We start from the raw sequence: 24,190 nt of genomic DNA, 5'->3' as shown, positions 1-24,190 counted from the left end.
GACAGAGCTAAAGTCGCACTTATGCCCAGAGGGTGAAAAGAAGACTTAGCGATTGGCAAGCCGACAGGCGCAGACAGAGCTAAAGTCGCACTTATGCCCAGAGGATAAAATAGAAGTTCGTTTTTTCTGCAGGGATTTATTTGATAAAAGCAGATAGTAATAAGACCGTTGTAACAGACCTCTCCTTGGCAAGAATACCGATGTTTTAAGAAATTATTCTCCTTCGTTAAAAGATATAGTAAAATGAAAAGGAATGAAGGTGGAGGTTGATAACGATGGATACAATCATTTTTGATATGGATGATACATTATATGACCAGGCTGCGACATTTCGAAAAACATGTAAAAAAATGTTGAACGTGGCTTTGTCGGAAGCGGAGTTAAATCATCTTTATCTATTAAGTCGCAAACATAGCGATGCGCTATTTGATGATCAGGTAGCAGGTAAAATTACAATGGAAGAAATGCATATCCGGCGAATCAAAGATGCTTGCGCAGAAATAGGAATACAGATAACAGCAGAGCAGGCTTTAGAATTTCAGGACAGCTACGTCCAAGAACAAGGAAAAATAGAGTTATTTGATGAAGTGGTGGAGCTCCTGGATTATCTTTCAGCGAGTCAGAAGCAATTAGCTGTAATGACAAATGGTGCGGAAGGACATCAGGCAATGAAAATCAAACAGTTAAAGCTGAACAAGTGGATTCCGGAAGAGCGTTTATTTATTTCTGAAACAATAGGGCATGCGAAACCATCCACAGCAGCGTTTCAATTCATGGAGGACAAGCTGGGTTTAAAGAAAGAAAATACAGTGTATGTCGGCGACTCCTTTGCTAATGATATTGTCGGTGCCAAACAGGCAGGCTGGCATGCCGTCTGGATGAACCATCGACAGAGGGAAGAACCGGAAGGAAGAATAAAAGCAGATAAAACAGTAACCAGTGCAGCAGAGCTATATACATTTTTTCGGGAAGAGACGCTAAGCACATAATGGATTAGGTTAATGAAAGTAATTTCATCATATAGAGCCTTGAGGGATTCCTCAAGGCTCTTTTTGTGTAAACTCAAGGGAAGTATTCCGGTAAAGGATACTGCTTCAAAGTGAATATTGAAATTTTCTATATAATGATATGCCAAACTTCTTGATTCTGATTATCGGTCTTTTTGGACACGAAGAATAAGTCCTTACATAAATTATTTATAATAATACCTATTGTAGTGAGAGGAATAGGATGATATACTAATATTCAATTTATAAATCTTTGTAAAATACTCGGGATACTCAAATATAAGTGAGAAAAGAACGCTGCAACTATGGAAAATAGTACACTATTCAGCAAAAAAATAGGTTTTTCTAAAATGAAAATTTAAAAAACTCAAAATATCTGTTAGGTGATGGATAGAAGGAAAGAGAGATCTAAGAAAGCTTAAAAATTACGAGGGAAGGATTTTTTCGTCGTGAATATGCATATGATGTGCTCAGTAGAAATTTTGGCGTTAATATTTCTTCCAATCGTAATAAAAAAGAAACGGCAAATCGGGAAGGCTGATTAGAAGTATATTGGTTTCGTAGGGTTATGCTGTATAAAGGAAGGAGAATATTTGTGAGTACAATTGTTGTTATATCAGGAAGTCCTTCAACATTATCCAGATCAGAACGCGTTCTTTATTATTTAGGTGAATTGGCGGAGCAGCAAGGGTTTCGTGTAAAGCATATATCCGTCAGAGATGTAGAAGCAGAAGATTTGCTGTATGCGAACTTCCAAAGTCCGAAAATCAAAGAGATTGCCGGGGATTTGGAAGCGGCAGACGGGGTCATCGTCGGGAGTCCTGTCTATAAAGCCTCCTATTCAGGCATCCTAAAGTCATTATTTGATTTAATGCCCCAGGATGTTTTACGGGGGACGGTTTCACTGCCTGTTATGACAGGGGGGAGCCTCTCGCATTTATTAGCATTGGATTATGCCTTAAAGCCGCTGCTTGCTACGTTAAAAAGCCAACCCTTAAAAGGGTTATATTTTCAGGATAGTGAAGTTGATAAAACCAAGGATAATCCAATCCTGGATGAAGCCATGATTACTCGGACACATAAACAGTTGGATTATTTCCTGGGGAATTTAAAACGAAAAGAATTTGTTTAACTGGTTCTTTTTTCAATACATAAAAGGGTCTGCAGCTAAGCAGGCCTTTTTTTAATGAGGGAGCTTTTGTCAATAAAATGAGAAAATAATAGAAGCATGTATGCGGGGGAGTGGATAGTGTAACTTGAAAAAATGCTGTGTTTATTTGATATATGGTACAATTGAGGTAAAATGGGAATAGTAGTTTCTGTATACTTAGAAGAGGCTGATACAAAAGTATTTTGACTGGAGTTTTGTAGAAGTTTGTATTAATATGGAAAAATGTTTAGAATTTGGAGGTATCAGGGGATGGATGCAAATCTGAAAGAATTAATGATCAGTAATAGTGATTCTATTGTTGATAGTTGGATGGATGAAGTAGGGAGAATAAAATCAGGGAATTATACAGCGAGTATATCTGATGAACTCTATGAGAATACCAACCGCGAATTTGTGAATGTTATTTTTACAAGTATCCAAAATCAGGGGTCTTCGAAAGTAGTAGAAGAGTTTTCGGAGAAAATGATCAACCTTGGCTGGCCGCTCAGTTATATAACCGATGGGCTGCAGGTTTTTCGTCGTGTTACCATTGAATTTTTACTGAAGCAAGCAGACCAAGTAGATTCCAGTCATTTTTCAAATGTCTTAACAAGCGTAGATGAATGGATAGAACCATTGATTCGACAGCTCGTCAATGAGTATTCAGGAAGCTGGGAAAATATTTTATCTTTACAGCGGGTAGCTTTACAGGAACTATCCGCACCGTTGATCCCTGTTATGGAAGGGATAACCGTCATGCCGTTGATTGGAACCATTGATACGGACAGAGCGAAATTGATTATGGAGAATTTACTGGAGGGGGCAATCAAGCATAACTCCGAAGTTGTCTTAATAGATATTACGGGTGTTCCTGTTGTGGACACCATGGTAGCACATCATATTATTCAGGCAGCGGAAGCGGTCAGACTGATTGGATCTACATGTATTCTTGTAGGCATCCGTCCGGAAATTGCTCAAACGATTATAAATATAGGGATTGATTTAAGTAAATTCCCTACCAGAAGCTCTTTGAAAAAAGGTTTTACCAGAGCGCTTGAAATAACTGGAAGAACTGTTGTGGATTTGCCTTCTAAAAACCAAGGCATTGATGAAATAATGAATGCTCTTAAGGGGGAATAGAGAAAATGCGGATACCTATTTTAAAGTTGCACAATTATTTGCTGATTTCTATTCAGACGGAGATTGATGATCAAACGGCTATTAAATTTCAGGAAGATTTATTAGCAAAAATTCATAAAACAGGTGCAACAGGTGTTGTGATTGATTTGACATCTGTTGATATCATTGATTCTTTTATTGCAAAAGTACTTGGTGATGTTGTGTCCATGTCGGATTTAATGGGGGCGCGTGTTGTATTAACTGGAATTCAGCCAGCTGTTGCAATGACATTAATTGACTTGGGAATACACTTGCAAAATGTCCCGACAGCATTAGATTTAGAACAAGGTTTAGTGAAGTTACATCAGGAATTGGGAGGTTAATATATGAACCCAAGATCCTGTGTCAACATTCATAAAGAGTGGGATATTGTTGGAGCAAGACAGCTCGGACGGGAAATGGCAAAAGAAATTGGCTTTGGAACCGTTGATCAGGCAAGGATTGCTACCGCAGTATCTGAATTAGCTCGCAATATTTATTTATATGCTAAAAATGGACAGGTTTGTTTTGAGTACATTTATACGAACAGTCAAAAAGGAATCTTAATGACAGCTGTGGACACTGGTCCAGGAATAAAAGATATAAGCCGTGTCATGCAAGATGGCTATACGACCTCTGGAGGGCTTGGTGCTGGACTGCCCGGGGTAAAACGCTTGATGGATGAATTTGATATAGAATCCGCAGCGGGGGAAGGAACTAAAATCAAAGCGATTAAATGGATCAGATAATATAATCCTTTTATTTTAGCACCCTTCCTTATTTTATCCAGTACATGCCATTGGTAATCCAGGTGAGAAAAAAAGAAAGAGAAAACAGTTGTGTTTAAAAATCACGAAACACCGGTTTACCAGCTCGGGGAAAGCCTTAAAAAAGAATAAAAGGTTCTTTGAAATAAGGGGGGAGTAACCACAGTGGAAGAAACGATCAGAAAAAATACTGTAAAATACCAGAAATTATTACAAAAATATATTGAAACACAAGATGAGAAATCATTGTATGACCTTGAATTAATCAGCAAAGCTTTTATTAAAAAGAATATCTTGCCGGAAGAATTAATCAATTTGCATATTCAGGCAATGGAGCGGATTTATCCTCAATTATTGGAGGAATATAAGCTGTCGATGGAATTTTTATTAGAAGCTACGGTTTTCTATGGATTGGCATTGCAGGAAGTTGATTATTTAAGACAGGAAAAAGATGTGCTGACTTCTGAAATTTCTGTTGCGGCGAATATGCAAAAGACCTTGCTTGGAACGCAAAGGCCGGAAGTAAGCGGATTAGATATCGGCGTGATTAGTGTTCCTGCTCATCAGATGAACGGAGATTATCATCATTTCACCAAAGGAAGCAATGGGACAATCGGGATTGCCATTGCGGATGTCGTTGGAAAAGGAATACCGGCAGCACTGTGTATGTCGATGATCAAATATGCAATGGACAGTTATCCAGAAGCGACAATGTCACCAAATAAAGTATTAGAAAACCTGAATCGTGTAGTAGAAAGAAATATTGATCCCAGTATGTTTATTACGATGTGTTATGCACATTATTTGCCGGCGGAAAGTAAATTAAGATTATCTTCCGCAGGGCATGAGCCGGGATATATTTTCCGTGCAGAAACGGAAGAATTTGAAGAGGTTCGTGCGAAAGGGATTGTACTCGGCGTGATGCCGGATGCTACTTATCGGGAATATGAATTAGCAATTCAGAAGGATGACCTGATTATCTTTCTGACAGATGGTGTTTCCGAGTGCAGAGACGGCGACCGGTTTATTGAAACAGAAGAATTGTTGGAAGTCATCCGAAAATATATTGATTTACCGGCACAGGAGCTGGTAGAAAATGTGTATCAGTATTTTGAAAAACTGCAGGATTTTCAATTGAGGGATGATTTTACATTAATTGTTCTTCGTAAAGAGGTTTAAAGAAATAAATGCAGGGAATACAATATAATAGTTTATTCTAGTTAAATAAATTTCGTTTCAAATGTTATAGAGAAAATGAATTTATAATGTATAGTCATCTAATCTTATATCTGGATGGCAGAGGGGGTTATTATGAATTTATCAGTAAACGTACAAGAAGACAGCAATGTAAAAGTTTTAGAAGTGAGCGGAGAGATTGATGCATACACAGCTCCGGAGCTGAAAGAAACATTAATGCCGCTGATGAGAGAGAGCGGCAATGAAATCGAAGTAGATTTAGAAAATGTGCAGTATATGGACAGTACCGGTTTAGGAGTGTTTGTCAGCGCTTTGAAAGCCTCTAAGGAAAGCGGAAGCCATTATACGTTGAAAAATGTGCAGGATCGGGTTTTTCGTATTTTTGAGATTACCGGACTTAGTGAGATTATAGAGATCAAAGCAGCGATTCGAGGTGGCAATGAGTGATGGAAGCATTTGATTATATAGAGATGAAAGTACCGGCGAAAGCGGAGTATATTGGAGTAATGCGTCTGACTCTATCGGGGGTTGCCAACCGGATGGGCTTTTCCTATGATGCGATTGAAGATTTAAAAGTAGCTATCTCTGAAGCAGTTACAAATGCTGTAGAGCATGCTTATGAAGAAAAAGAATCTGGTGAAATTACAGTTGGCTTCGGCCTGTATGAAGACCGGATGGAAATTATGGTAGCTGATCGCGGAGGAAGCTTTGATTTAGAAGAAGTAAAGAACGGTACAGGGCCATATCAATCCGATGAACCTGTTGAAAAAATCCGGGAAGGAGGGTTTGGCCTATTCCTGATTGAAGCACTCATGGACGAAGTAAAAATCAACAATAAATATGGCGTAATGGTTATTATGACTAAATACAATAGAGAAGAAGAGGTGGACATGGATGACGACCAAATCTCAACCATTCAATAGAGGGGGAGATGAGGTTTACCAATGGATAAGTACACTTCAGGAAGATCCAACAAATGAAGAATTACAGGAAAAGATTGTTTTAACTTATCAGAATCTCGTTGGATCTATTGCCAGGAAGTACTCCAAAAATAGCGCTATTCATGAAGACCTTGTACAAGTCGGCATGATTGGATTGCTTGGGGCAATTAAGAGGTACGATCCGTCATATGGTAAGTCGTTTGAGTCTTTCGCTATCCCAACCATTATTGGTGAAATAAAGCGATTTATACGAGATAAGACATGGAGTGTCCATGTGCCTCGTCGTATTAAAGAATTGGGACCAAAAATCCGCAAAAGTGCTGATGAACTAACGACTAAAAATCAAAAATCTCCTACCATACAAGAAATTGCAGAACACATTGGTGTACCGGAAGAAGAAGTTTTAGAAACAATGGAAATGAGTAAAAGCTATAAAGCTTTATCAGTTGACCATAAAATTGAAGCTGATTCAGACGGCAGCACTGTTGCTATATTGGACTTAATTGGTAACGAAGACAATAGTCTTAAAAACTTGGAGCAAAAAATGATTCTTGAAAAAGTTCTTCCTGTTTTATCAGAACGGGAGCAGCTTATTTTAGAATGCACCTATTTTAAAAACATGAGCCAGAAAGAAACAGGTGAAATGCTGGGTATTTCTCAAATGCATGTGTCACGGCTTCAAAGACGAGCACTCCGTAAATTGCGAGAAACAATGCAAACAGAAAGTACGGAGGTATTCGATTGATTTCCGGTAAATATGTCGATGTTTCCGTCTATCAACAATCTAAAAAGGGTAATCATTTATGTGGAGACAGTTACTTTTTTATAGAAGAAGACCATATGTTTCTAGGAGTGCTCGCGGATGGTCTTGGAAGCGGGGCAATTGCAAAAGAATCCTCACAGGCAGTAATCGATATTGTGAAGGAGCATAAATTTAAAACAGTAAAAGAAATTGTTGATTTATGCAATAAAAAATTGCTTGGCATGCGTGGTGCAGTGATGGGGATTTTAAAATTAGACTTCATCGATCAGACCTTTACTTTTTCCTCCATTGGAAATATAGGGATTATTATTTTGGAGCGAGGCTGTAAGAAAAAGCGAAATATTCCAAGCTCTGGATATTTGGGATCTCGTTACCGAGGCGTAAAGGCTATGACGGAAAAATTAACCGATGGAACAAATTTCATTGTATTTTCAGACGGCGTAAAAGATAAAGAGTTATCTGCGTATTATTTTAAAGACTACAATGTAGAGCAGATTACGGATACTTATGCGCAGCATAGTGACGGTACCAGGCAGGATGATACAACGTTACTGGCAATTAGATACAAAGGAGAAAAAGGTTGATTTATAATCACAATAACATGAACATGGATTCATTTATTATTGATTATAAATCAATCTTTTTTGTTGTGTCAGAAAGCATTGACACGTTTAATTTGATACAATAGAACGTAGAGTAAGGAGGAGAAGCAACAGTGAGTGCAGATGAAAAATTAATTGCAATCGTATCAAAAGATACCAATATTCAAGGAAACACTGTTTCGAAAGTGATTTCTCTTTTAAATGAAGGGAATACCGTTCCGTTTATTGCAAGATATCGAAAAGAAGCCACAGGCGGATTGGATGAAGTAAAAATAAAAGAGATACAGGATAGGTGGACATATGTCCTTAACCTGTCTGAACGAAAACAAGAAGTACTTCGTATCATTGAAGAACAAGGTAAGCTGACAGATGAATTAAGAAACGACATTGAAAAAGCGACGCAGCTTCAAAAAGTAGAAGATCTGTATCGCCCTTATAAACAAAAACGCCGTACAAGAGCTACTATCGCAAAGGAAAAAGGATTAGAGCCATTTGCCCAAGCTATTTGGGAGCAGAGCGAATCACTTGAGTTAGAACAGGAAGCCACACAATATTTCTCTGAAGAGCATGAGCTAAGCACCGTAGAAGAGGTACTTCAGGGAGTAAATGATATCATTGCAGAATGGATTTCTGATGAACCGGCTTACCGTGAATTTATTCGCAATGCCACGATGAAGCAAGGAACTATCCAATCTGAAGAGAAAAATAAAGCAGCAGATGAAAAACAGATTTTTGAGATGTATTATGAATATAGTGAAACGGTTCGCTCATTAGTTTCCCATCGTATTCTTGCACTTAACCGCGGAGAAAAAGAGGGGATTTTAAAAGTACAGGTAGAACCGCCTGTTGATAAAATAATTGCCTATTTAGAGAAAAAGGTAATTAAAAAAACGTGCCCGCAGCATATGAAGGAATTATTAACAGCAGCTGTAGAGGATAGCTATAAAAGGTTGATTGAACCCTCCGTGGAACGAGAAATCCGCAGTGCACTTACAGAAAAAGCGGAAGCACAGGCGATTGAAGTTTTCTCCGTAAATTTAAGGAATCTATTACTTCAGCCGCCATTAAAAGGGAAAGTCATTTTAGGAGTGGATCCGGCTTTCCGTACTGGCTGTAAGCTTGCGATTGTGGATGAAACCGGGAAGGTCCATCAAATCCATGTGATTTATCCGACTGCTCCAAAGAAAGATGTGAAGGGCGCAGAGAAGGTGGTTATCAGCTTAATAAATCAATTTAATGTAGAGCTGGTTGCGATTGGAAATGGTACAGCATCACGGGAAACAGAGCAATTTATTTCAGATGTATTAACAAATAACAAGCTGGATATTCCGTATATTATTGTAAATGAAGCAGGAGCAAGTGTGTACTCTGCCTCCGCTTTAGCAAGAGAGGAATTCCCTGATCTACAAGTAGAGGAAAGAAGTGCTGTATCTATTGCAAGACGGGTACAGGATCCATTAGCGGAACTGGTGAAAATTGATCCGAAGTCCATCGGCGTTGGGCAATATCAGCATGATGTCAGTCAAAAAGAGCTGTCCAATTCGTTGACATTCGTTGTGGAAACAGCGGTTAACCAAGTCGGTGTTAATGTGAATACAGCTTCTTCCTCTCTTTTGCAGTACGTATCTGGTTTAAGTAAAACCGTTGCAAATAATGTGATCAAAAAACGGGAAGAGGAAGGGAAATTTACCAGCCGGAAGCAATTAAAGAAAATCCCGAGACTTGGGGCGAAAACATATGAGCAGGCGATCGGTTTCTTGAGAATTGTAGATGGGGATACACCGCTTGACCGTACTCCTATTCATCCGGAAAGCTATCCACATGTGAAAGCATTATTAAACAAGCTCAAGTTTGATGAACAAGCTCTGGGGACAGCGCCTTTGCAGCAAAAGATAGAAGGAATAGACAAGCAGGCTGTCGCGGAAGAATTAGAGATTGGACTGCCGACATTAGAAGATATTCTGGAGGCATTAAGCAAGCCGGAACGTGACTTGCGTGATGATTTTCCACAGCCGTTATTAAAGAAAAATGTCATGAATATGGAAGATTTAAAACCTGGCATGGAGCTTCAGGGAACGGTGCGAAATGTGGTTGATTTTGGAGTCTTTGTTGATATTGGTGTTAAACAGGACGGTCTTGTGCATATCTCTAAGATGTCCAAGCAGTTCGTCAAGCATCCCATGGATGTCGCTTCTGTTGGTGATGTAGTCACCGTCTGGGTCGATGATGTGAATGTCCAAAAAGGAAGAATTGCGCTTTCAATGATTCAATAATGTATAAATAAGATAAGGGAGCTTCCATGCTGGGAAGTTCCCTCTTTTTCAACCATAAAAAAAGACGCTCACCATTAGATAAGGAGAGGTCTTTTTTTATTTTTCTATTATTTTACAGATTCTTCGTTTGCAGCTTCCACTTCATCAAGAGAGATGCCAATTGCTTCTGCAACGCCTTTTCCGTATTCTGGATCAGCTTTATAGCAATTGTTGATGTGACGAAGTTTTACTGATTTTGTTGCTGGAGCAATATCATCCGCTGTATTTTGGAAAAGAGCTTGTTTTTGCTCATCAGACATTAAGCGGAATAGCTTACCTGGCTGTTCGTAGTAAAGCGCATCGTCCTCATCAAAATCAAAGTAATCAGCATCTACATCTGTACCCAGCTGTAATGCAGGCTCCTGATGCTCTTTGCTGTCTTCCCATTCTCCATATTGGTTCGGGCTGTAGCTGACTTGTCCGCCAGTGTAAGGGACAACACGCATTGCGCCGTCACGATGATATGGGTGGAAGTTTTTCGCGTTTTTCGGATAGTTAACAGGGATTTGCCAGTGGTTCACGCCTAAACGGTAGCGCTGTGCATCTCCATAAGAGAATAGACGGCCTTGCAACATTTTATCTGGAGAGAAACCAATGCCAGGAACAATGTTTGTAGGAGCAAATGCAGCCTGTTCTACTTCTTCATGATAGTTTTCCGGGTTTTTATTCAGTTCTAATTCGCCAACTTCGATAAGCGGGAATTCATCTTTGTACCATACTTTTGTTAAATCGAATGGATTGTAAGGCATATTTTTAGCTTCTTCTTCAGTCATAACCTGAATGTACATTTTCCATTTAGGGAAGTTTCCTTCTTCAATAGCAGTGTACAAATCACGTTGGTGACTTTCGCGGTCTTCACCGACAACTTTTGCAGCTTCTTCGTTTGTAAGGTTTTCGATACCTTGCTGTGTTCTGAAGTGGAATTTCACCCATACGCGCTCGTTATTTTCATTATATAAGCTGTATGCATGGCTTCCGAATAAGTGCATGTTGCGGTAAGATTTTGGAATCCCGCGATCAGACATAACAACAGTTACCTGATGAAGTGCTTCTGGTAAATTAGACCAGAAATCCCAGTTTGCATCAGCATTCTTCATATTTGTTTTTGGATCACGTTTTACAACATGGTTCAAATCTGGGAAACGTTTAGGGTCTCTCATAAAGAATACAGGCGTATTATTACCGACTAAGTCCCAGTTTCCTTCTTCTGTGTAGAATTTCATCGCAGTACCGCGGATATCGCGTTCTGCATCAGCAGCTCCGCGTTCACCAGCTACGGTAGAGAAACGGATAAACATGTCTGTTTTCTTCCCGACTTCAGAGAAGACTTTTGCTTTTGTATATTTAGTAATGTCGTTAGTAATCGTTAATGTTCCATAAGCTCCGGATCCTTTTGCGTGCATACGGCGCTCAGGAATTACTTCGCGATCAAAGTGTGCAAGCTTTTCAAGAAACCAAAAATCTTCCATTAATAATGGACCACGTTTACCGGCCGTTTTAGAATCATCATCATTTGGAACAGGAGCTCCAAATGCAGTGGTCATTTTTCTTTTTTCACTCATAGATAGTTTCCCTCCTATATATTAAATACAATTATTATAATAACATAATAAATAGTAGATTGCTATTAATATTCTTGTTTAATTTGAATGACATTTTTTTATTTTGATATAGAAGTCCTTCTTGACGGTGGGTATCGTATTTTTAAGCAAATGTTAGTAAAGTGTTGTTTTCTTTTAGAATAAAATAATATATTAGATAAGTGATTCTACTAATTCTCAATTAAGTTTTTTAAATGAGAATAAAACTCTTAGTATAACTGAAATATAAGATAGAGAATAGAAGTTCCGACAGCTTCTTTTTTATGTTAAAATGAGTTGTCATCAGTTAAACAATTTTTGGGAATTTCTGATGGCGTATAATAAAGAAGTATGTTTTGAATTGTCAGGAAGGTAAGAAGAACATTAAAATAATGAAGCTTTCTTTATATATTGGAGGTTGAAACAGATGGACCCAATGCCGGAGGAAGAATTGTACCAGTTAGTTAATCAGCTGTCAGAAGCTTTCTTTAATAAAACGTTTATGGACAAAGTACGATTTAACTCCCGTCTGCGGACAACTGGAGGGAGATATATCCCAAGTAAACGATTAATTGAATTGAATCCCAAATATGTACTGGAATCTGATAAGGAAGAGTTTCACGGGATTATTAAGCACGAGCTTTGTCATTACCATTTGCATATTGAAGGAAAAGGGTACCAGCATCGAGATAAAGATTTTAGAGAATTGCTTGCAAAAACGGGCTCTCCCCGTCATTGTAAACAGCTTCCTTCGAATCAGCAGCGCTACCAGCATATATATGAATGCCAAAAATGTAAAATGGTTTATAAAAGAGTAAGGAAAGTAGATGTATCCAGGTATCGATGTGGAAAATGCAGGGGGAGATTACATCTGATTTAATTTTTTTCAATTAAGTATTGACGAATAATATGATCCATGATAAATTAATGTAGCTGATATGAAATGACAGTTTTCATTCATTGCGAATGACCTGTTCAGCAGCTTTGTCGAATGGCTTGGATTTTTGAATAACTTTCTAAGCGAAAAAAACTTTTTAAGAAATTCAACAGTTTTTGTTGACAAAAAACAGGATATATTGTATGATATTTCTTGTTGTTGCGTAATTAGGATATTACATAGATAGTGACTGATTACTTTTATATTCCACAGTAGCTCAGTGGTAGAGCAATCGGCTGTTAACCGATCGGTCGTAGGTTCGAATCCTACCTGTGGAGCCATTATTTGGAGAAGTACTCAAGTGGCTGAAGAGGCGCCCCTGCTAAGGGTGTAGGTCGTGTAAGCGGCGCGAGGGTTCAAATCCCTCCTTCTCCGCCATTTTAATTTTCATAATGGCCCGTTGGTCAAGCGGTTAAGACACCGCCCTTTCACGGCGGTAACACGGGTTCGAATCCCGTACGGGTCATCTTTCTAAGAAATCAAAATAAATAATTGGTCCGGTAGTTCAGTTGGTTAGAATGCCTGCCTGTCACGCAGGAGGTCGCGGGTTCGAGTCCCGTCCGGACCGCCATTATAGTTGGGCCATAGCCAAGCGGTAAGGCATCGGGTTTTGATCCCGTGTACCCCAGGTTCGAATCCTGGTGGCCCAGCCATTTTCTTTTTAGAAGGAATACATGATAATACTATTACAGATAATAGTATTTTTTTATTGATAGGGACTATAAATAATGACCTGTCATATATAGGAGCCATTAGCTCAGTCGGTAGAGCATCTGACTTTTAATCAGAGGGTCGAAGGTTCGAATCCTTCATGGCTCACCATTTTTATCTTGCGGATGTGGCGGAATTGGCAGACGCGCTGGAATCAGGCTCCAGTGTCCGTTAAGGACGTGGGGGTTCGACTCCCTTCATCCGCACCATTTTTTTATATTATGCGGTCGTGGCGGAATGGCAGACGCGCCAGGTTGAGGGCCTGGTGGGTGAATAACCCGTGTGGGTTCAAATCCCACCGACCGCATCATATGTACAAACCAGTCATATCAAGGGTTGCAGACCTTTGATATTTTTTTATGCACTCATTTTATGGGTGCTTTTTTGTTTTACTGATGCCATTTTGATGCCATGTAAATATATGGTAAAATCGTAATGTTCGGATTTAGAATAAATCATCCAATTTGTCAGCAGTTTCTCTTTGCTTACTAGAGAACAACTAAACATTAATTATCGTAGTAATGGATGAGCGCCCCAGGCGTTCTTTAAAGGTTACGTGTTCTTCGCTTTGAGGAACTAGTAAAGCAACGGGAAAATACCTTAAATCATGTCAGTAGATAGCTTCAAGGTTAACGTGTTCACCAATTTTTCGATGAGCCTGTTAAAAATATCTCTAGTTGCTGGAACATATTGACTTGAAAGAATGTAAACCCAATAAACCAGCTCAATAAAAGATTTATAATATTCATAATATAAATCTTTTTTGGTATAATTACTTTAATAAATAAGAATGTAGTGATTTTATAAATGAGTTAAATGAGGCAATCACTGCAAGGTTGTAAATTATTAACAGGTGGTGTGATGCTTATGAAACAGGCTTTATTTCTTATCCTGGACGAATACCAGATTGGGAAGGTGCTTACTTATCAACAACATTAAATCAGAGGGAGGATTGGTCGGTTCATACGATTTCTTTGGAGGATACGGTAAGTTCCATTGGCGGTTTTAGAACTGCTGTCGATTAAATCATTGGTTCTGAACCTGAGGATGCTCATCTATTGGTAACGGTAGGCGGGAATACATGGAATAATGATAATAAAAAGCTTTTGCATCTAATCAAAACGGCATTTCAAAATAATATACCTGTTGGAGCTATATGCGGAGCTGTGGATTATTTAGCGAAAAACGGTTTTCTAAATCATTATAATCATACGGGTAACTCTGTTGATGCTTGGAAGGGCTATGAAAATTATCATGCTAAGAGCAGTTTTTTTCAGCAGCAAGCAGTAACAGATAAAAATTTAGTCACTGCAAACGGAACAGCTCCGATTGAATTTACACATTTGATTTTAGAGTTGATTGAATTTGATACCTCCGAAAATATTAAAAAAATGATGTATATGTATAAGCATGGATTTTATAAATACTGTGAAAAATATGGGAATCCGTTTAGATAATCTTCTTAGATAATCTTCGCTTGAAATAAAATGAAAATTATGATTATAGTAGAATTGAGTATAGAGATTGGGGAGAATTGTCCTGAAATGAATATGACAAAAGGTTGTATCAGAATAGCTAGAAGGATTTGTGGAGGGATAACGTGTCAAAAGGATTAAAAATTATCTTGCTTTGGTCGCTTGCTTTCCCTGCAATAATCACCATTGGCCGTATGATAATTGATTTTATTTTAGGCAGGGAAATGGAATTCATCTCATACACGGCTGTTTTTTTAGGCATAGGAGCAGGAGGATTGATTTTTGGCGGACCGCTAGTGTACCTTGTAACTAAATCTAAAGAGGAGAAATATTAATTTTTAAATCTATATAATGTTTTGGTCCGTTGTAAAAAAACAGGCACTTATTCCAATAATGGAAAGGGTGTCTGTTTTTTTTAGTGGAATTATTCTATTTTATAAACTGTTGGATAATATAACTTACACAAGGCTCTTTTCTTTTCTCACAGATTTAAGGGCATTGGACCAAGCGACAACATCATCAATCATTTCGCCAAATCTTGGTTTATGCACTTCCATTGGTGCGAAAGTTGCCATGTTCTCAAAGTCATTAAATAAGCTGAATGCACCTTGTGGTTCAACTGTAGCTACTTTTAAATTGGATAACGTTGTACGTAATGCAAGGGAAGCTGCAATACCAAGCGTAGAGCCATAGCTTACGATGCCTGCTGCTTTATGATGCCACTCTGAACCTAAATAATCTAAATGATCCTTAAGGGACGAAGGGAAATTTTTATTATATTCCGGTGTAACAAAAATAAACCCGTCAAACGAATCAATTTTTCTTGACCATGCACGCTGTTCTTCTGTTGCGTATTCTTTATTTGTCATAAGCGGGGGGATTGCTTCATTGAAACGTCCAAGACCACTTTCTTTTATATCAACAATTTCAAATTCTGCGTCTATATCTTTATTATCTGCAAAATCTTTAACCCATTCTGCAACTTGTAAATTAACACGTACATCACGTGTGCTTCCTGTAATAATACCAATTCTTGTCATGCTGTAACCTCCGTATAAATTTAGATGTAATGAATCAAATAATAAGTTTGTATTAATTTGATTACAAGAGTTATAATAAACCTAAAGTGCCTTTTTGAGAAGAAGGCACTTTATTTATACCTAGTTACTTTTAGGAAACCATTTGATATATAAGGGGTTCATGCATATATTTATAAAGGAGCGGTTGAAAAGTGAAGAATATAACGACAGGTGAAAATTGTGGAGAGCTTCAAGTTGCGTTAGATATTATTGTAGGAAAATGGAAACCGATTATTTTATTTCACCTTATGGAAAACGAAAAATTGCGTTTTAGTGAACTGCAGCGGGCTATTCCGGAAATCACTAAAAAAATGTTAACTTCCCAATTAAGAGAATTAGAATATAACGATATTGTTCATCGCAAGGTTTATCAGCAGGTGCCTCCAAAAGTGGAGTATTCTATGTCACCGTACGGTCATGGTTTAAAACCGTTATTAGTATCAATGAGAAGCTGGGGGACGGAGCATCTGGAACATTTGGAGAAATTATATGGAAAAGATAATGAAGAGCAGAAGGAACAAATATAATTCCCGATAAGTTGTAATACGAAGCGGAATGGTGTTTTCTATGAATTACTCACTTTGTTGTCCAGTAATAGTATGCTGATTAAGCTTGGATACTTTTGTGCTTTAAAAGTATAAATCATTTATGGATGTATAACAAGGTTATAAAATGTCTTGATCAAAGAAGGGTTACATTAGTAGAGAGTATATCACGGACAATTGCCTGCAATGCTACCGTCTCATATCTGCCTCTGCTTGTAACCCCCTGTATTTTTATAAATTATATTATTGAAATTACCAAACTGATTCAAGTATATGAAGGATGCTTTGACTTAAATATTAGGAGGACGAGATGAATGGAAGGGAGAACGGTTTTGATAACTGGAGCTAATTCAGGAATTGGATTCGCAACAGCTGCTATTTTAGCCAGGCAAGGCTGTCGTATCGTCTTAGTATGCAGAAATAAGCAAAAAGGGGAAGAAGCACGTCAAGAATTATTAGCTGCTGCTGATAATAAGGATATAGATTTACTGATCGCTGATTTGTCCTCACAGCAGGAGATTAGAAAGCTGGCAGAGCAGGTTCAGAAGCGCTATTCCAAATTAGATGTTCTCATAAACAATGCCGGCGGTGTATTCGGTCAGTATCAAGTCAATAACGACGGCTTTGAAATGACTTTTGCGGTTAATTATTTAGCACCGTTTTTATTAACTCATCTGCTGCTTGATCAATTGAAGGCTTCCGGTTCAGGAAGAGTGGTTAATATCGCATCTGTCATGGAAGACAAAGAGTTTGAGCCGGATAATGCAGTAAATCAAACTGCTTCTGATTATTCGGGAATGCAGGCATATAAAACTGCAAAAACCGCTGTTCTGATGATGACGTATTATCTGAGTGAGCGCTTGTCAAACAGCGGTGTGACCGTCAATGCACTGCACCCAGGATTTATTTATACCCCTCAGGCAACCCGAATGGCACCGAAGTTTTTAAGACCAGTTATGAAGTTATTTTCAAAAAATCCAGAGCAAGGTGCCACTTTGCCTGCTTATTTGGCTTCATCCAATGAAGTGAAAGATGTTACAGGGAAGTTTTTTAAAGATAATAAAATAGAACAGACTTCCCCTGTTTCGTATAATGAAGAACGCCAAAAAGATTTATATATTAAAAGTCTTCAGTGGACGGGTTTAGAGGAATCTCCCTTTATAGAAAGTAATTAACTTTATGAGCTTCTGCTTTACTGAAGAAGTTTTCATTTTAATAAAGAAGGCAAAATTGCCATCTATGAAATCGAGAAACCGGGGTATAAGCGGTTTTCTGAGAATCAAAGCGGGAATCTAAAAATACTTCCTGGCATGTGCAGCAGCAGAAAAAAGTAAGTGCATGGCTGCTTTTTCAATTAATCATATCAAGGGTATTAAACCCTTGATATTCCACTTAAACTAATTCTTTTGAACGTTTTTTTATAAGTAAATAAACTACATACATAATGAAAAATAAGACGTATACGAAGGCAGATACAATATAGATAGTCTGATAAGACGCTGCTTCTGCTATTAATCCCAGTACCAATGAGCCGCCGCCTATCCCAATATCGAAAAAATTGAAGAAAGAGGCCATGGCATCTTCATGCTCCTGTTTATCGACTAGGTTGATACACCAGGTTTGTATAGCAGGAAGCAATGCTCCGAAACCTAGACCGTAAAATATTGCTGCTGTAAAAAAGACCGTGTCTGTATTGGCAATATATAAAAGACCTAATCCAATGATTGCAAAGATAGAACCTGGAATCAAGATGACGGCTGGTTCGTGCAAGTCAAACAGCCTGCCAGAAACCAATCGTACTGCAAAGCTGGCTGCCGCTATAACGAAGAAAAACAATCCTACATGAGAAAAATCCTTTTCCAAGGCATATAAAGAAAAGAATGACATGATTCCTCCTGCTGCCGTTCCGACTAATAAAATCAGAAGGGCAGGGAAGAGAACTTTCTTTTCAAGAATTTTTGTCTTTACACTGGCTGTTCTATCTAATTCTCTTCCATTTGGTGCGCGTTTAATCAATATGGCCATGATTACAGCCAGTATCAATACTGCCATTCCGCCTAAGAATAAGCGCTGAAAGTCATATAATTCCAGCGTTAAGATACCTATCATGGGACCGACAGAAATAGCAATCGTTTCACCCAGACCAAAATATCCAATTCCTTCTCCGAGCCGCTTTTTAGGAATGATTTCGGCTGCTAATGTAGCGAAATATGTCGTAATCAACCCAAACCCTGCTCCATGAAAAAGCCGAATAATCAATAGCGTAGTGATATCACTTGAAAGATAATAGGCTCCAGTCGCCAAGGCATTAATTAAAATACCTAGGATTAAGAGGAATTTTTTGTCCATTTTACTTGCTAGAAGACCAGCAAAAGGACGAGTCAGAATAGCAGATAACATAAATATTCCTGTGACGATGCCGACTTGGCTGGCGCCGCCTCCAATTGCAGTAATAAAGAGAGGAAGCGTGGGAAGCAGCATCTCGAAAATCATAAAAACTAAACCGTTGGAAACCACGATAAAGATAAAGGATAATGACCATATTTTGGTGTTTGAATCATGCATTTTTCGAAACTCCTTCTATGTTGGTGCATTTTGATACAAAGGACATTATATCTGATACGGGGCAGATGTAAAGAGGTTGAACGAAAGGATAGTGAATGAATTGTAAAATGGTGATGAATTAGTGATCTAACTGGAGAATGGGAGCTATCAGGCTGAGTCATTTTACAGGCTATGCATTCATGTGTTTTTAGAGATTATGACAGGAATTAAGCGGGGGAGTCATAAAGTAATGACAGAAAGAACAATTGGAAATATCCGATGATATGCACGCTGTAAAAAATATACACCAAAAATGGCACTGCCATTGGGTAAAACGTCTTTGGTATTGCTATTTTTTGTTGTTTTCTCACTTCATAGCAGGTGAAAATTTTCGATAATAACCTTTCTTTAAGGCTGTAGTTTCTTCCTCATTGTTGTTAAACAAGATTAATACGAAGCAGCATTTCCAATGCAGTTGAAAAGATGACACGATGAACCTTGTTTGAAGGGATATGAAAGTGAAATTCTGATAGAAACTTTCTCATCTATTAGAGTACTAGCAAGCTTCCCTGGCATATGGTACGATATGAAAAGATTAAGCGTATTTTCGCAAATGGAGTTTAATAGATACATAATAAGTCGATTTTGAAAAACATCGTTGTGCAGGGAGGAATCCGCTGCTAACCGGCAAGGAAATAATCAGGGTAAAGGAGCATAAAATTTGAAGTTCAAACAGTTAACCATTCTATTAACAGTCAGTTTACTTGGTTTGATACTCTCTGCATGTGGGGAAACTGATTCTGAATCAGAAGGAGAGACTAGAGAGGAAGCCAGAGATGAAGCGATGCAAACAGCAGAAGAATTTTTATCCTTTTTAAGCGAGGAAGAATTTGAAGAAGCGGCATCCTCTCTGAGTGATAATTCTATCAGTGAATGGACATCAAAAGATTTTGAAGATTTATTTGTTCCAACAGCTGAAATTTATGGTGGATTAAGTAGTATTGATTTAATGGAGGAAGAGGAAGATACATATTCGTCCATCTTTAATTTTGTTTATGAAGGCAAATTTGGTGCGCGTAAGGCGCTCTTTTATATCGGTATTAACAGAAATAATGAAGTATTTAATTTTCGGACAAACATTGATCCAGAATTACAGTTTTCAGAAAAGACCCATGACGTTGCGGAAGGATTTTTAGAATTTGCGAGGGAGGGTGCCTTTGAAGAAGCGGCTGACTTAGTGGAAGATGATATGGAATCAGATATAGCACCGGCAGATATTGCGTCTGATTGGAGCCGGCTGGAGGAAACGAATGGGGAATTCGCAGATATTCATCTTTATGATGAACAGACGTTTTCCAGAGATTCTTCTCTTATTTATGCTGCAACGTTTGGGGAACAGCTGGTTCTTTTTAATATCTATGTAAATGAGGACAATGCAATTACAGGTTATTATTCCCGCAGCTATGATGAAGAAGAGAATTACATCTATCCGGAAGAAGCGCATCAGACAGCCGAGGATTTTTTAACATTTATTGCTGCTGAAGATTATGAAGGGGCGGCAGATCTCTTAGATGATGCTGAAGCAGAGGCCTCTCCTGAAGATTTGGAAAGGTGGCGTAATAATGTTGAGCGGGAGTATGGAGAATGGGTTCGTTTTGAGTTGAATCATGAAAAAGACTATTATGGTCCTTCTGCTGGAAATTATTCGTTTGTATATGATGTGGAGTTTTCGGAACAGCCGGCATCCATCATTGTATATGTGAATCGTGAAAATGAGATCAGCGGATACCGGCACACGGATGTGGAAAGCGAAGAGTAGAGAATGGATTGAAAGGCAAGGGAGTTTGATAAGCAGTGTATCAAACTTCCCTTGCCTTATTTATTTTGTTCCTGAATCCATAAGGCCACCTGCAAAATAAGAGAATCATTGAAAATTTTCGGATTATATCCTGTTTCCCTTGTGATATTATTTAACCGGTAAAGCAATGTATTCCGATGTAAAAATAGGGCATCAGCTGTTTTTTGGATATTTAAATCATGTGCAAAAAATGCTTTTAATGTCATTGCCTGCGTTTCATCTAAACCGTTCAGAATTCGCCTGGAGAACCTTTCTCTCAGCGTCTGGTCAAGCTGATAAAGCAATGCCCGTACTTCAATCTGGCTGAATGAAATTACTTCGATTTCCGGTGCACTGATTTTTAAAGCGAGCTCGCAATCGGAATAAGCCTGATAAAAATGTTTCAGTTCATGAAAAGCCAGACTATTGGCTATTCTGAAGGTAATACCCAGCTTATGAAATAGTGCTTGCAGCGCTTCTACTTTTCGCACGGCTTCGGTCTCTTCCATTTCAGACACGGCAATAAACAGCTGATTAAGGTTTATAAATCCGGCAATAGCAGGACGCTTACCAAATAACCGCTCTATTTTTTGAATCAATTCTTGTTTTTGGATAGTGAGCGTATCTATTTGAATGACGAATGCCATGAATGGAGGCGTTAATTCTATTTTCAGCATATCAAGCCCTTGCTGGATCGTTTTATAAGAGGCATTGCTTTTTAACAGCTGGTCAATAACCATCTCTTTTGTACGCTGTTTCCATTCCAGCTGTGAAGTAATAAATTCTTGGTCAATCATCAGCTCTGTAGTCATTTTCACCAGCTCCCCGATATCCTCCATCTCATCCGGATTGCCGGTAACCCCAATCACCCCGATGATAGTGTCCTGAAAGACGATAGGTAAATTGATTCCAGGCTCCGAGCCTTGCCAGGAATCCCCTTGTTCAGGATAAATAGAGAGTGTTTCTCCGCTGCTCAGCACTTCTACAGCCCCTTCATGAACAGTATGCAGTCTAGTTTCATCCAGAGCGGCAATAATCTCTCCGTTCATATCCATAATATTTACGTTTCGATTTAAACGGAGGGAGGTTTCTCTGACGATGGCATTCGCAATTTCTTTTGTCAACATATCCATAATTCAAGCTCCTTTGTTTATACCCTACAATATTAAACTATATATTCCTCTTATTTTTGTATGATATAGCCATATACAATATAAGTCAATATTCGTATAATTTAAACTACAGATAAAAAAGAAAACGCTTACTAAAGGATGTGATGGAATGAAGATTATCGTTGCTCCAGACTCATTTAAAGGAAGTTTAAGTGCAGTCGAAGCAGCTAATGCCATAGATAAAGGAATCAAAAAAGCTTTTCCAGACGCAGAAACCGTCTTGATCCCTGTTGCTGATGGAGGCGAAGGAACATTAGAAACACTTGTTACTGCTACAGAAGGAGAGATGAAGCATGTCATTGTCACAGATCCATTGGGGAATAAGGTCGAAGCTGGATATGGAATTTTAGGAGATAAGAAAACATGTGTCATTGAAATGGCAGCAGCCTCAGGACTCACTTTACTATCTGAAGAAGAACTTTCCCCATTGGCAGCAACAACCTATGGGACAGGGCAGCTGATTAAACAGGCTCTGGATGATGGTTTTACTTCTTTTGTTGTGGGATTAGGAGGCTCCGCTACGAATGACGGAGGTGCCGGCATGCTGCAGGCGCTGGGGCTAAGGATTTTAGATGCAGAAGGAAATGAAATCGGTTATGGAGGAGACGCATTAGGTAAAATTGCTTCCATAGAAATCGATTCATTTGATCCCAGAATTAAAGATTGTCAATTTTTAATCGCCTCTGATGTAGAGAATCCGTTGATTGGATTAAATGGGGCATCTCATATTTTTGGCCCGCAAAAAGGTGCAACATCGGAAATGATAGAGCGGCTGGATCAAAATCTCGCACATTTTGCGGATCAGGTTGCAAAGGTTACAGGTATCAAGCTGCATGATATGCCGGGTGCAGGAGCTGCAGGCGGCATCGGAGGAGCTTTTCAGGCCTTCTTTCCATGTGAACTGGAAAGAGGAATTGATGTTGTCCTGGAGTATAGTAACATCAACCAATTTTTAACAGGAACAGATTTAGTCATTACCGGCGAGGGAAAAGTAGACGGGCAGACTGCTTCTGGTAAAACGCCGCTGGGAGTAGCGCAAACAGCGCAAAGGCAAGGAGTTCCAACGATTATTTTAGCAGGATCGGCAGGTGACGATACGGCAGTGCTCCATGATTTTGGCGTTGTCAGTATCCACAGTATTGTCAATAAACCAATGACGTTAGAAGAGTCTATGCGAAATGCATCTATCCTATTGGAATTAAGTGCTGAACAGGTGGTTCGTTCTTATTTTTACGCTTTTAATCACATCAAAGGGGGAGCGATTTATGAGAATTAAGGATACAATTGAAAAAGTACCTGGAGGGTTAATGGTAGTTCCACTTCTATTAGGAGCTTCTTTAAACACGATTGACCAAATGCATATACCGGCAGTGATGAGAGTTCTTGAATTTCTCGGAGCACCGCAAACAGAGGAAGGCTACTATGAATTTTTAAGAATTGGCGGATTTTCACAAGAATTATTTAAGGATAGTGCCCTTGTATTGATTGCTTTATTCTTATTCTGTGTGGGAAGCCAGATGAATTTGAAAGTCGGCGGAAAAGCATTAAAGAAAGGGATTTTAATTACAGGTTCGAAGTATGGAGCCGGCTTAGCCGTCGGGATGGCTTTTGGATTCTTCTTTGACCCGATGAGCGGACTATTTGGATTGTCCACCCTTGCATTAATTGCTGGTATGACAAACAGCAATAGCGGGATGTATGCTGCATTGACAGGAAAATTTGGAAATAGATCCGATGTGGGCGGTCTCTCTATTCTGGCTATCAATGACGGGCCATTTTTGACATTAGCTGCACTTGGGGTATTAGGTACAGCATTTCCGATGATTTCATTTATTGCAGTTCTTTTGCCAATCGGGATTGGAATGATTTTAGGAAACCTGGATCCAAAAATACGAGAGTTTTTAAAGCCGGGAGAAGCGGTTACGATTCCATTTTTCGCCTTTGCTCTGGGAGCTGGCATGGATTTGGCGAACTTCTTCAATCCCTCTGTACTTACAGGCGGATTAACACTTGCTTTTCTTACCTTTTTCTGTTCAGCTGGGGCAGGTATTCTTGTATTTAAATTATTTAGAGAAAAAAGCTTTATTGCTCCTATCTCAGAGGCTTCCACAGCAGGAAACGCCGCCGCAACACCTGCCGCAGTAGCCGCAGCAGCGTCAGTAGCCGTTGGTGCAGGAGCCATGACACAAGCAGAATTTGAAGCGATTCAGAGTATTGTTCCGATGGCGACCGCTCAGATTTCCATATCCACCATCACGACTTCGCTGCTTTGTCCTTTAGGTGTTATTTTAATAGACAAGTATCAGCGGAAAAAAGGAATCGATGGTACAAAAGAAGATTTGGGGTTAAAAGAGGATAAACAGGAAACGAAATATGCGGTTAATGACTGATAGGTTATAAGAAGCAGGTTTTA

General features: G+C 38.8%; 22 protein-coding genes, 8 tRNA genes and 1 pseudogene. 27 read left to right on the top strand and 4 right to left on the bottom strand.

What is annotated here, in order from left to right; all coding sequences use genetic code 11:
• Positions 1 to 275 precede the first annotated feature (275 nt).
• The 11 genes from ACZSMY_RS21515 to ACZSMY_RS21465 all read left to right on the top strand — a co-directional run bounded on the left by ACZSMY_RS21515 (position 276) and on the right by ACZSMY_RS21465 (position 9,858).
• Complete coding sequence (locus ACZSMY_RS21515; RefSeq protein ID WP_042532423.1) at positions 276 to 989, top strand: HAD family hydrolase; 714 nt, start codon at positions 276 to 278, stop codon at positions 987 to 989.
• 613 nt (positions 990 to 1,602) lie between these two features.
• A complete protein-coding gene (gene ssuE / locus ACZSMY_RS21510) occupies positions 1,603 to 2,139 on the top strand; it encodes an NADPH-dependent FMN reductase (RefSeq protein ID WP_042532425.1) in 537 nt (178 codons plus the stop codon).
• A 288-nt stretch (positions 2,140 to 2,427) separates the two neighbouring features.
• Complete coding sequence (locus tag ACZSMY_RS21505) at positions 2,428 to 3,297, top strand: RsbT co-antagonist protein RsbRA (protein WP_042532426.1); 870 nt, start codon at positions 2,428 to 2,430, stop codon at positions 3,295 to 3,297.
• Between the two features lie 5 nt (positions 3,298 to 3,302).
• A complete protein-coding gene (locus tag ACZSMY_RS21500; RefSeq protein ID WP_042532428.1) occupies positions 3,303 to 3,659 on the top strand; it encodes an STAS domain-containing protein in 357 nt (118 codons plus the stop codon).
• 3 nt (positions 3,660 to 3,662) lie between these two features.
• Positions 3,663 to 4,064, top strand: coding sequence for an anti-sigma regulatory factor (locus ACZSMY_RS21495; protein WP_042532430.1), 402 nt, complete (start codon positions 3,663 to 3,665; stop codon positions 4,062 to 4,064).
• A 183-nt stretch (positions 4,065 to 4,247) separates the two neighbouring features.
• On the top strand, positions 4,248 to 5,261 hold the full coding sequence (locus ACZSMY_RS21490; protein WP_193065074.1) for a PP2C family protein-serine/threonine phosphatase: 1,014 nt from the start codon (positions 4,248 to 4,250) through the stop codon (positions 5,259 to 5,261).
• A 132-nt stretch (positions 5,262 to 5,393) separates the two neighbouring features.
• Positions 5,394 to 5,726 (top strand): STAS domain-containing protein, encoded by a 333-nt coding sequence (locus ACZSMY_RS21485; protein ID WP_042532434.1) that lies wholly within the window; start codon positions 5,394 to 5,396, stop codon positions 5,724 to 5,726.
• On the top strand, positions 5,726 to 6,202 hold the full coding sequence (gene rsbW / locus ACZSMY_RS21480) for an anti-sigma B factor RsbW (protein WP_042532436.1): 477 nt from the start codon (positions 5,726 to 5,728) through the stop codon (positions 6,200 to 6,202). The genes ACZSMY_RS21485 and rsbW overlap by 1 nt, the downstream gene beginning before the upstream one ends.
• On the top strand, positions 6,174 to 6,965 hold the full coding sequence (gene sigB / locus ACZSMY_RS21475; protein WP_042532438.1) for an RNA polymerase sigma factor SigB: 792 nt from the start codon (positions 6,174 to 6,176) through the stop codon (positions 6,963 to 6,965). The genes rsbW and sigB overlap by 29 nt, the downstream gene beginning before the upstream one ends.
• Positions 6,962 to 7,567, top strand: coding sequence for a PP2C family serine/threonine-protein phosphatase (locus tag ACZSMY_RS21470; protein ID WP_042532440.1), 606 nt, complete (start codon positions 6,962 to 6,964; stop codon positions 7,565 to 7,567). Before sigB ends, ACZSMY_RS21470 begins: the two co-directional genes overlap by 4 nt.
• Before the next feature lie 131 nt (positions 7,568 to 7,698).
• Positions 7,699 to 9,858 carry a Tex family protein gene (locus ACZSMY_RS21465; protein ID WP_193065073.1) on the top strand — a complete coding sequence of 720 codons (2,160 nt, stop codon included), beginning with the start codon at positions 7,699 to 7,701 and terminating at the stop codon, positions 9,856 to 9,858.
• A 107-nt stretch (positions 9,859 to 9,965) separates the two neighbouring features.
• Here ACZSMY_RS21465 and ACZSMY_RS21460 read toward each other — a convergent pair whose 3' ends face one another.
• Positions 9,966 to 11,459: a catalase gene (locus ACZSMY_RS21460; RefSeq protein ID WP_042532443.1), complete on the bottom strand. Its 1,494-nt coding sequence runs from the start codon at positions 11,457 to 11,459 to the stop codon at positions 9,966 to 9,968.
• Between the two features lie 445 nt (positions 11,460 to 11,904).
• On the opposite strand from ACZSMY_RS21460, the gene ACZSMY_RS21455 reads away from it, so the two are divergent.
• The 11 genes and pseudogenes from ACZSMY_RS21455 to ACZSMY_RS21405 all read left to right on the top strand — a co-directional run bounded on the left by ACZSMY_RS21455 (position 11,905) and on the right by ACZSMY_RS21405 (position 14,935).
• Positions 11,905 to 12,357, top strand: a complete 453-nt coding sequence (locus ACZSMY_RS21455) for a SprT family protein (RefSeq protein ID WP_042532445.1) — start codon at positions 11,905 to 11,907, stop codon at positions 12,355 to 12,357.
• A gap of 263 nt (positions 12,358 to 12,620) precedes the next feature.
• Positions 12,621 to 12,695 (top strand) — tRNA-Asn (locus ACZSMY_RS21450).
• A gap of 6 nt (positions 12,696 to 12,701) precedes the next feature.
• Positions 12,702 to 12,792: transfer RNA gene (locus ACZSMY_RS21445), tRNA-Ser, on the top strand.
• A 16-nt stretch (positions 12,793 to 12,808) separates the two neighbouring features.
• Positions 12,809 to 12,880 (top strand) — tRNA-Glu (locus ACZSMY_RS21440).
• A 28-nt stretch (positions 12,881 to 12,908) separates the two neighbouring features.
• Positions 12,909 to 12,985 (top strand) — tRNA-Asp (locus ACZSMY_RS21435).
• A gap of 7 nt (positions 12,986 to 12,992) precedes the next feature.
• Positions 12,993 to 13,067 (top strand) — tRNA-Gln (locus ACZSMY_RS21430).
• Between the two features lie 93 nt (positions 13,068 to 13,160).
• Positions 13,161 to 13,236, top strand: a tRNA-Lys gene (locus ACZSMY_RS21425).
• Positions 13,237 to 13,246: 10 nt separating this feature from the next.
• A tRNA-Leu gene (locus ACZSMY_RS21420) sits at positions 13,247 to 13,334 on the top strand.
• Positions 13,335 to 13,348: 14 nt separating this feature from the next.
• Positions 13,349 to 13,432, top strand: a tRNA-Leu gene (locus ACZSMY_RS21415).
• 560 nt (positions 13,433 to 13,992) lie between these two features.
• Positions 13,993 to 14,582, top strand: a pseudogene (locus ACZSMY_RS21410) (type 1 glutamine amidotransferase family protein).
• Positions 14,583 to 14,725: 143 nt separating this feature from the next.
• Complete coding sequence (locus tag ACZSMY_RS21405) at positions 14,726 to 14,935, top strand: hypothetical protein (RefSeq protein ID WP_465148280.1); 210 nt, start codon at positions 14,726 to 14,728, stop codon at positions 14,933 to 14,935.
• Between the two features lie 123 nt (positions 14,936 to 15,058).
• On the opposite strand, the gene ACZSMY_RS21400 is transcribed toward ACZSMY_RS21405, so the two are convergent.
• Positions 15,059 to 15,640 carry an NADPH-dependent FMN reductase gene (locus ACZSMY_RS21400; RefSeq protein ID WP_042532449.1) on the bottom strand — a complete coding sequence of 194 codons (582 nt, stop codon included), beginning with the start codon at positions 15,638 to 15,640 and terminating at the stop codon, positions 15,059 to 15,061.
• Positions 15,641 to 15,840: 200 nt separating this feature from the next.
• Here ACZSMY_RS21400 and ACZSMY_RS21395 point away from each other — a divergent pair, with 200 nt between their 5' ends.
• Both ACZSMY_RS21395 and ACZSMY_RS21390 read left to right on the top strand, forming a co-directional pair.
• Positions 15,841 to 16,206: a winged helix-turn-helix transcriptional regulator gene (locus ACZSMY_RS21395; protein ID WP_042536035.1), complete on the top strand. Its 366-nt coding sequence runs from the start codon at positions 15,841 to 15,843 to the stop codon at positions 16,204 to 16,206.
• 332 nt (positions 16,207 to 16,538) lie between these two features.
• Positions 16,539 to 17,399: an SDR family oxidoreductase gene (locus ACZSMY_RS21390; protein WP_042532451.1), complete on the top strand. Its 861-nt coding sequence runs from the start codon at positions 16,539 to 16,541 to the stop codon at positions 17,397 to 17,399.
• A 217-nt stretch (positions 17,400 to 17,616) separates the two neighbouring features.
• On the opposite strand, the gene ACZSMY_RS21385 is transcribed toward ACZSMY_RS21390, so the two are convergent.
• Complete coding sequence (locus ACZSMY_RS21385; protein ID WP_465148279.1) at positions 17,617 to 18,789, bottom strand: MFS transporter; 1,173 nt, start codon at positions 18,787 to 18,789, stop codon at positions 17,617 to 17,619.
• A 700-nt stretch (positions 18,790 to 19,489) separates the two neighbouring features.
• On the opposite strand from ACZSMY_RS21385, the gene ACZSMY_RS21380 reads away from it, so the two are divergent.
• Positions 19,490 to 20,587 (top strand): hypothetical protein, encoded by a 1,098-nt coding sequence (locus tag ACZSMY_RS21380; protein WP_465148278.1) that lies wholly within the window; start codon positions 19,490 to 19,492, stop codon positions 20,585 to 20,587.
• 56 nt (positions 20,588 to 20,643) lie between these two features.
• Here the strand turns inward: ACZSMY_RS21380 and ACZSMY_RS21375 are convergent, their stop codons facing one another.
• Entirely contained in the window at positions 20,644 to 21,738 is a 1,095-nt protein-coding gene (locus ACZSMY_RS21375; RefSeq protein WP_042532457.1) for a CdaR family transcriptional regulator, read from the bottom strand.
• A 148-nt stretch (positions 21,739 to 21,886) separates the two neighbouring features.
• Between ACZSMY_RS21375 and ACZSMY_RS21370 the strand changes: the two genes are divergently transcribed.
• Entirely contained in the window at positions 21,887 to 23,053 is a 1,167-nt protein-coding gene (locus ACZSMY_RS21370; protein WP_193065069.1) for a glycerate kinase, read from the top strand.
• Complete coding sequence (locus tag ACZSMY_RS21365; protein ID WP_256705808.1) at positions 23,043 to 24,167, top strand: 2-keto-3-deoxygluconate permease; 1,125 nt, start codon at positions 23,043 to 23,045, stop codon at positions 24,165 to 24,167. Before ACZSMY_RS21370 ends, ACZSMY_RS21365 begins: the two co-directional genes overlap by 11 nt.
• Positions 24,168 to 24,190 lie beyond the last annotated feature (23 nt).

The sequence above is a fragment of the Oceanobacillus sp. B139/18 genome (genome assembly GCF_055524595.1).
The sequence above is the reverse complement of the archived record's forward strand: the minus strand, read 5'-3'. Positions and strand labels throughout refer to the sequence as shown.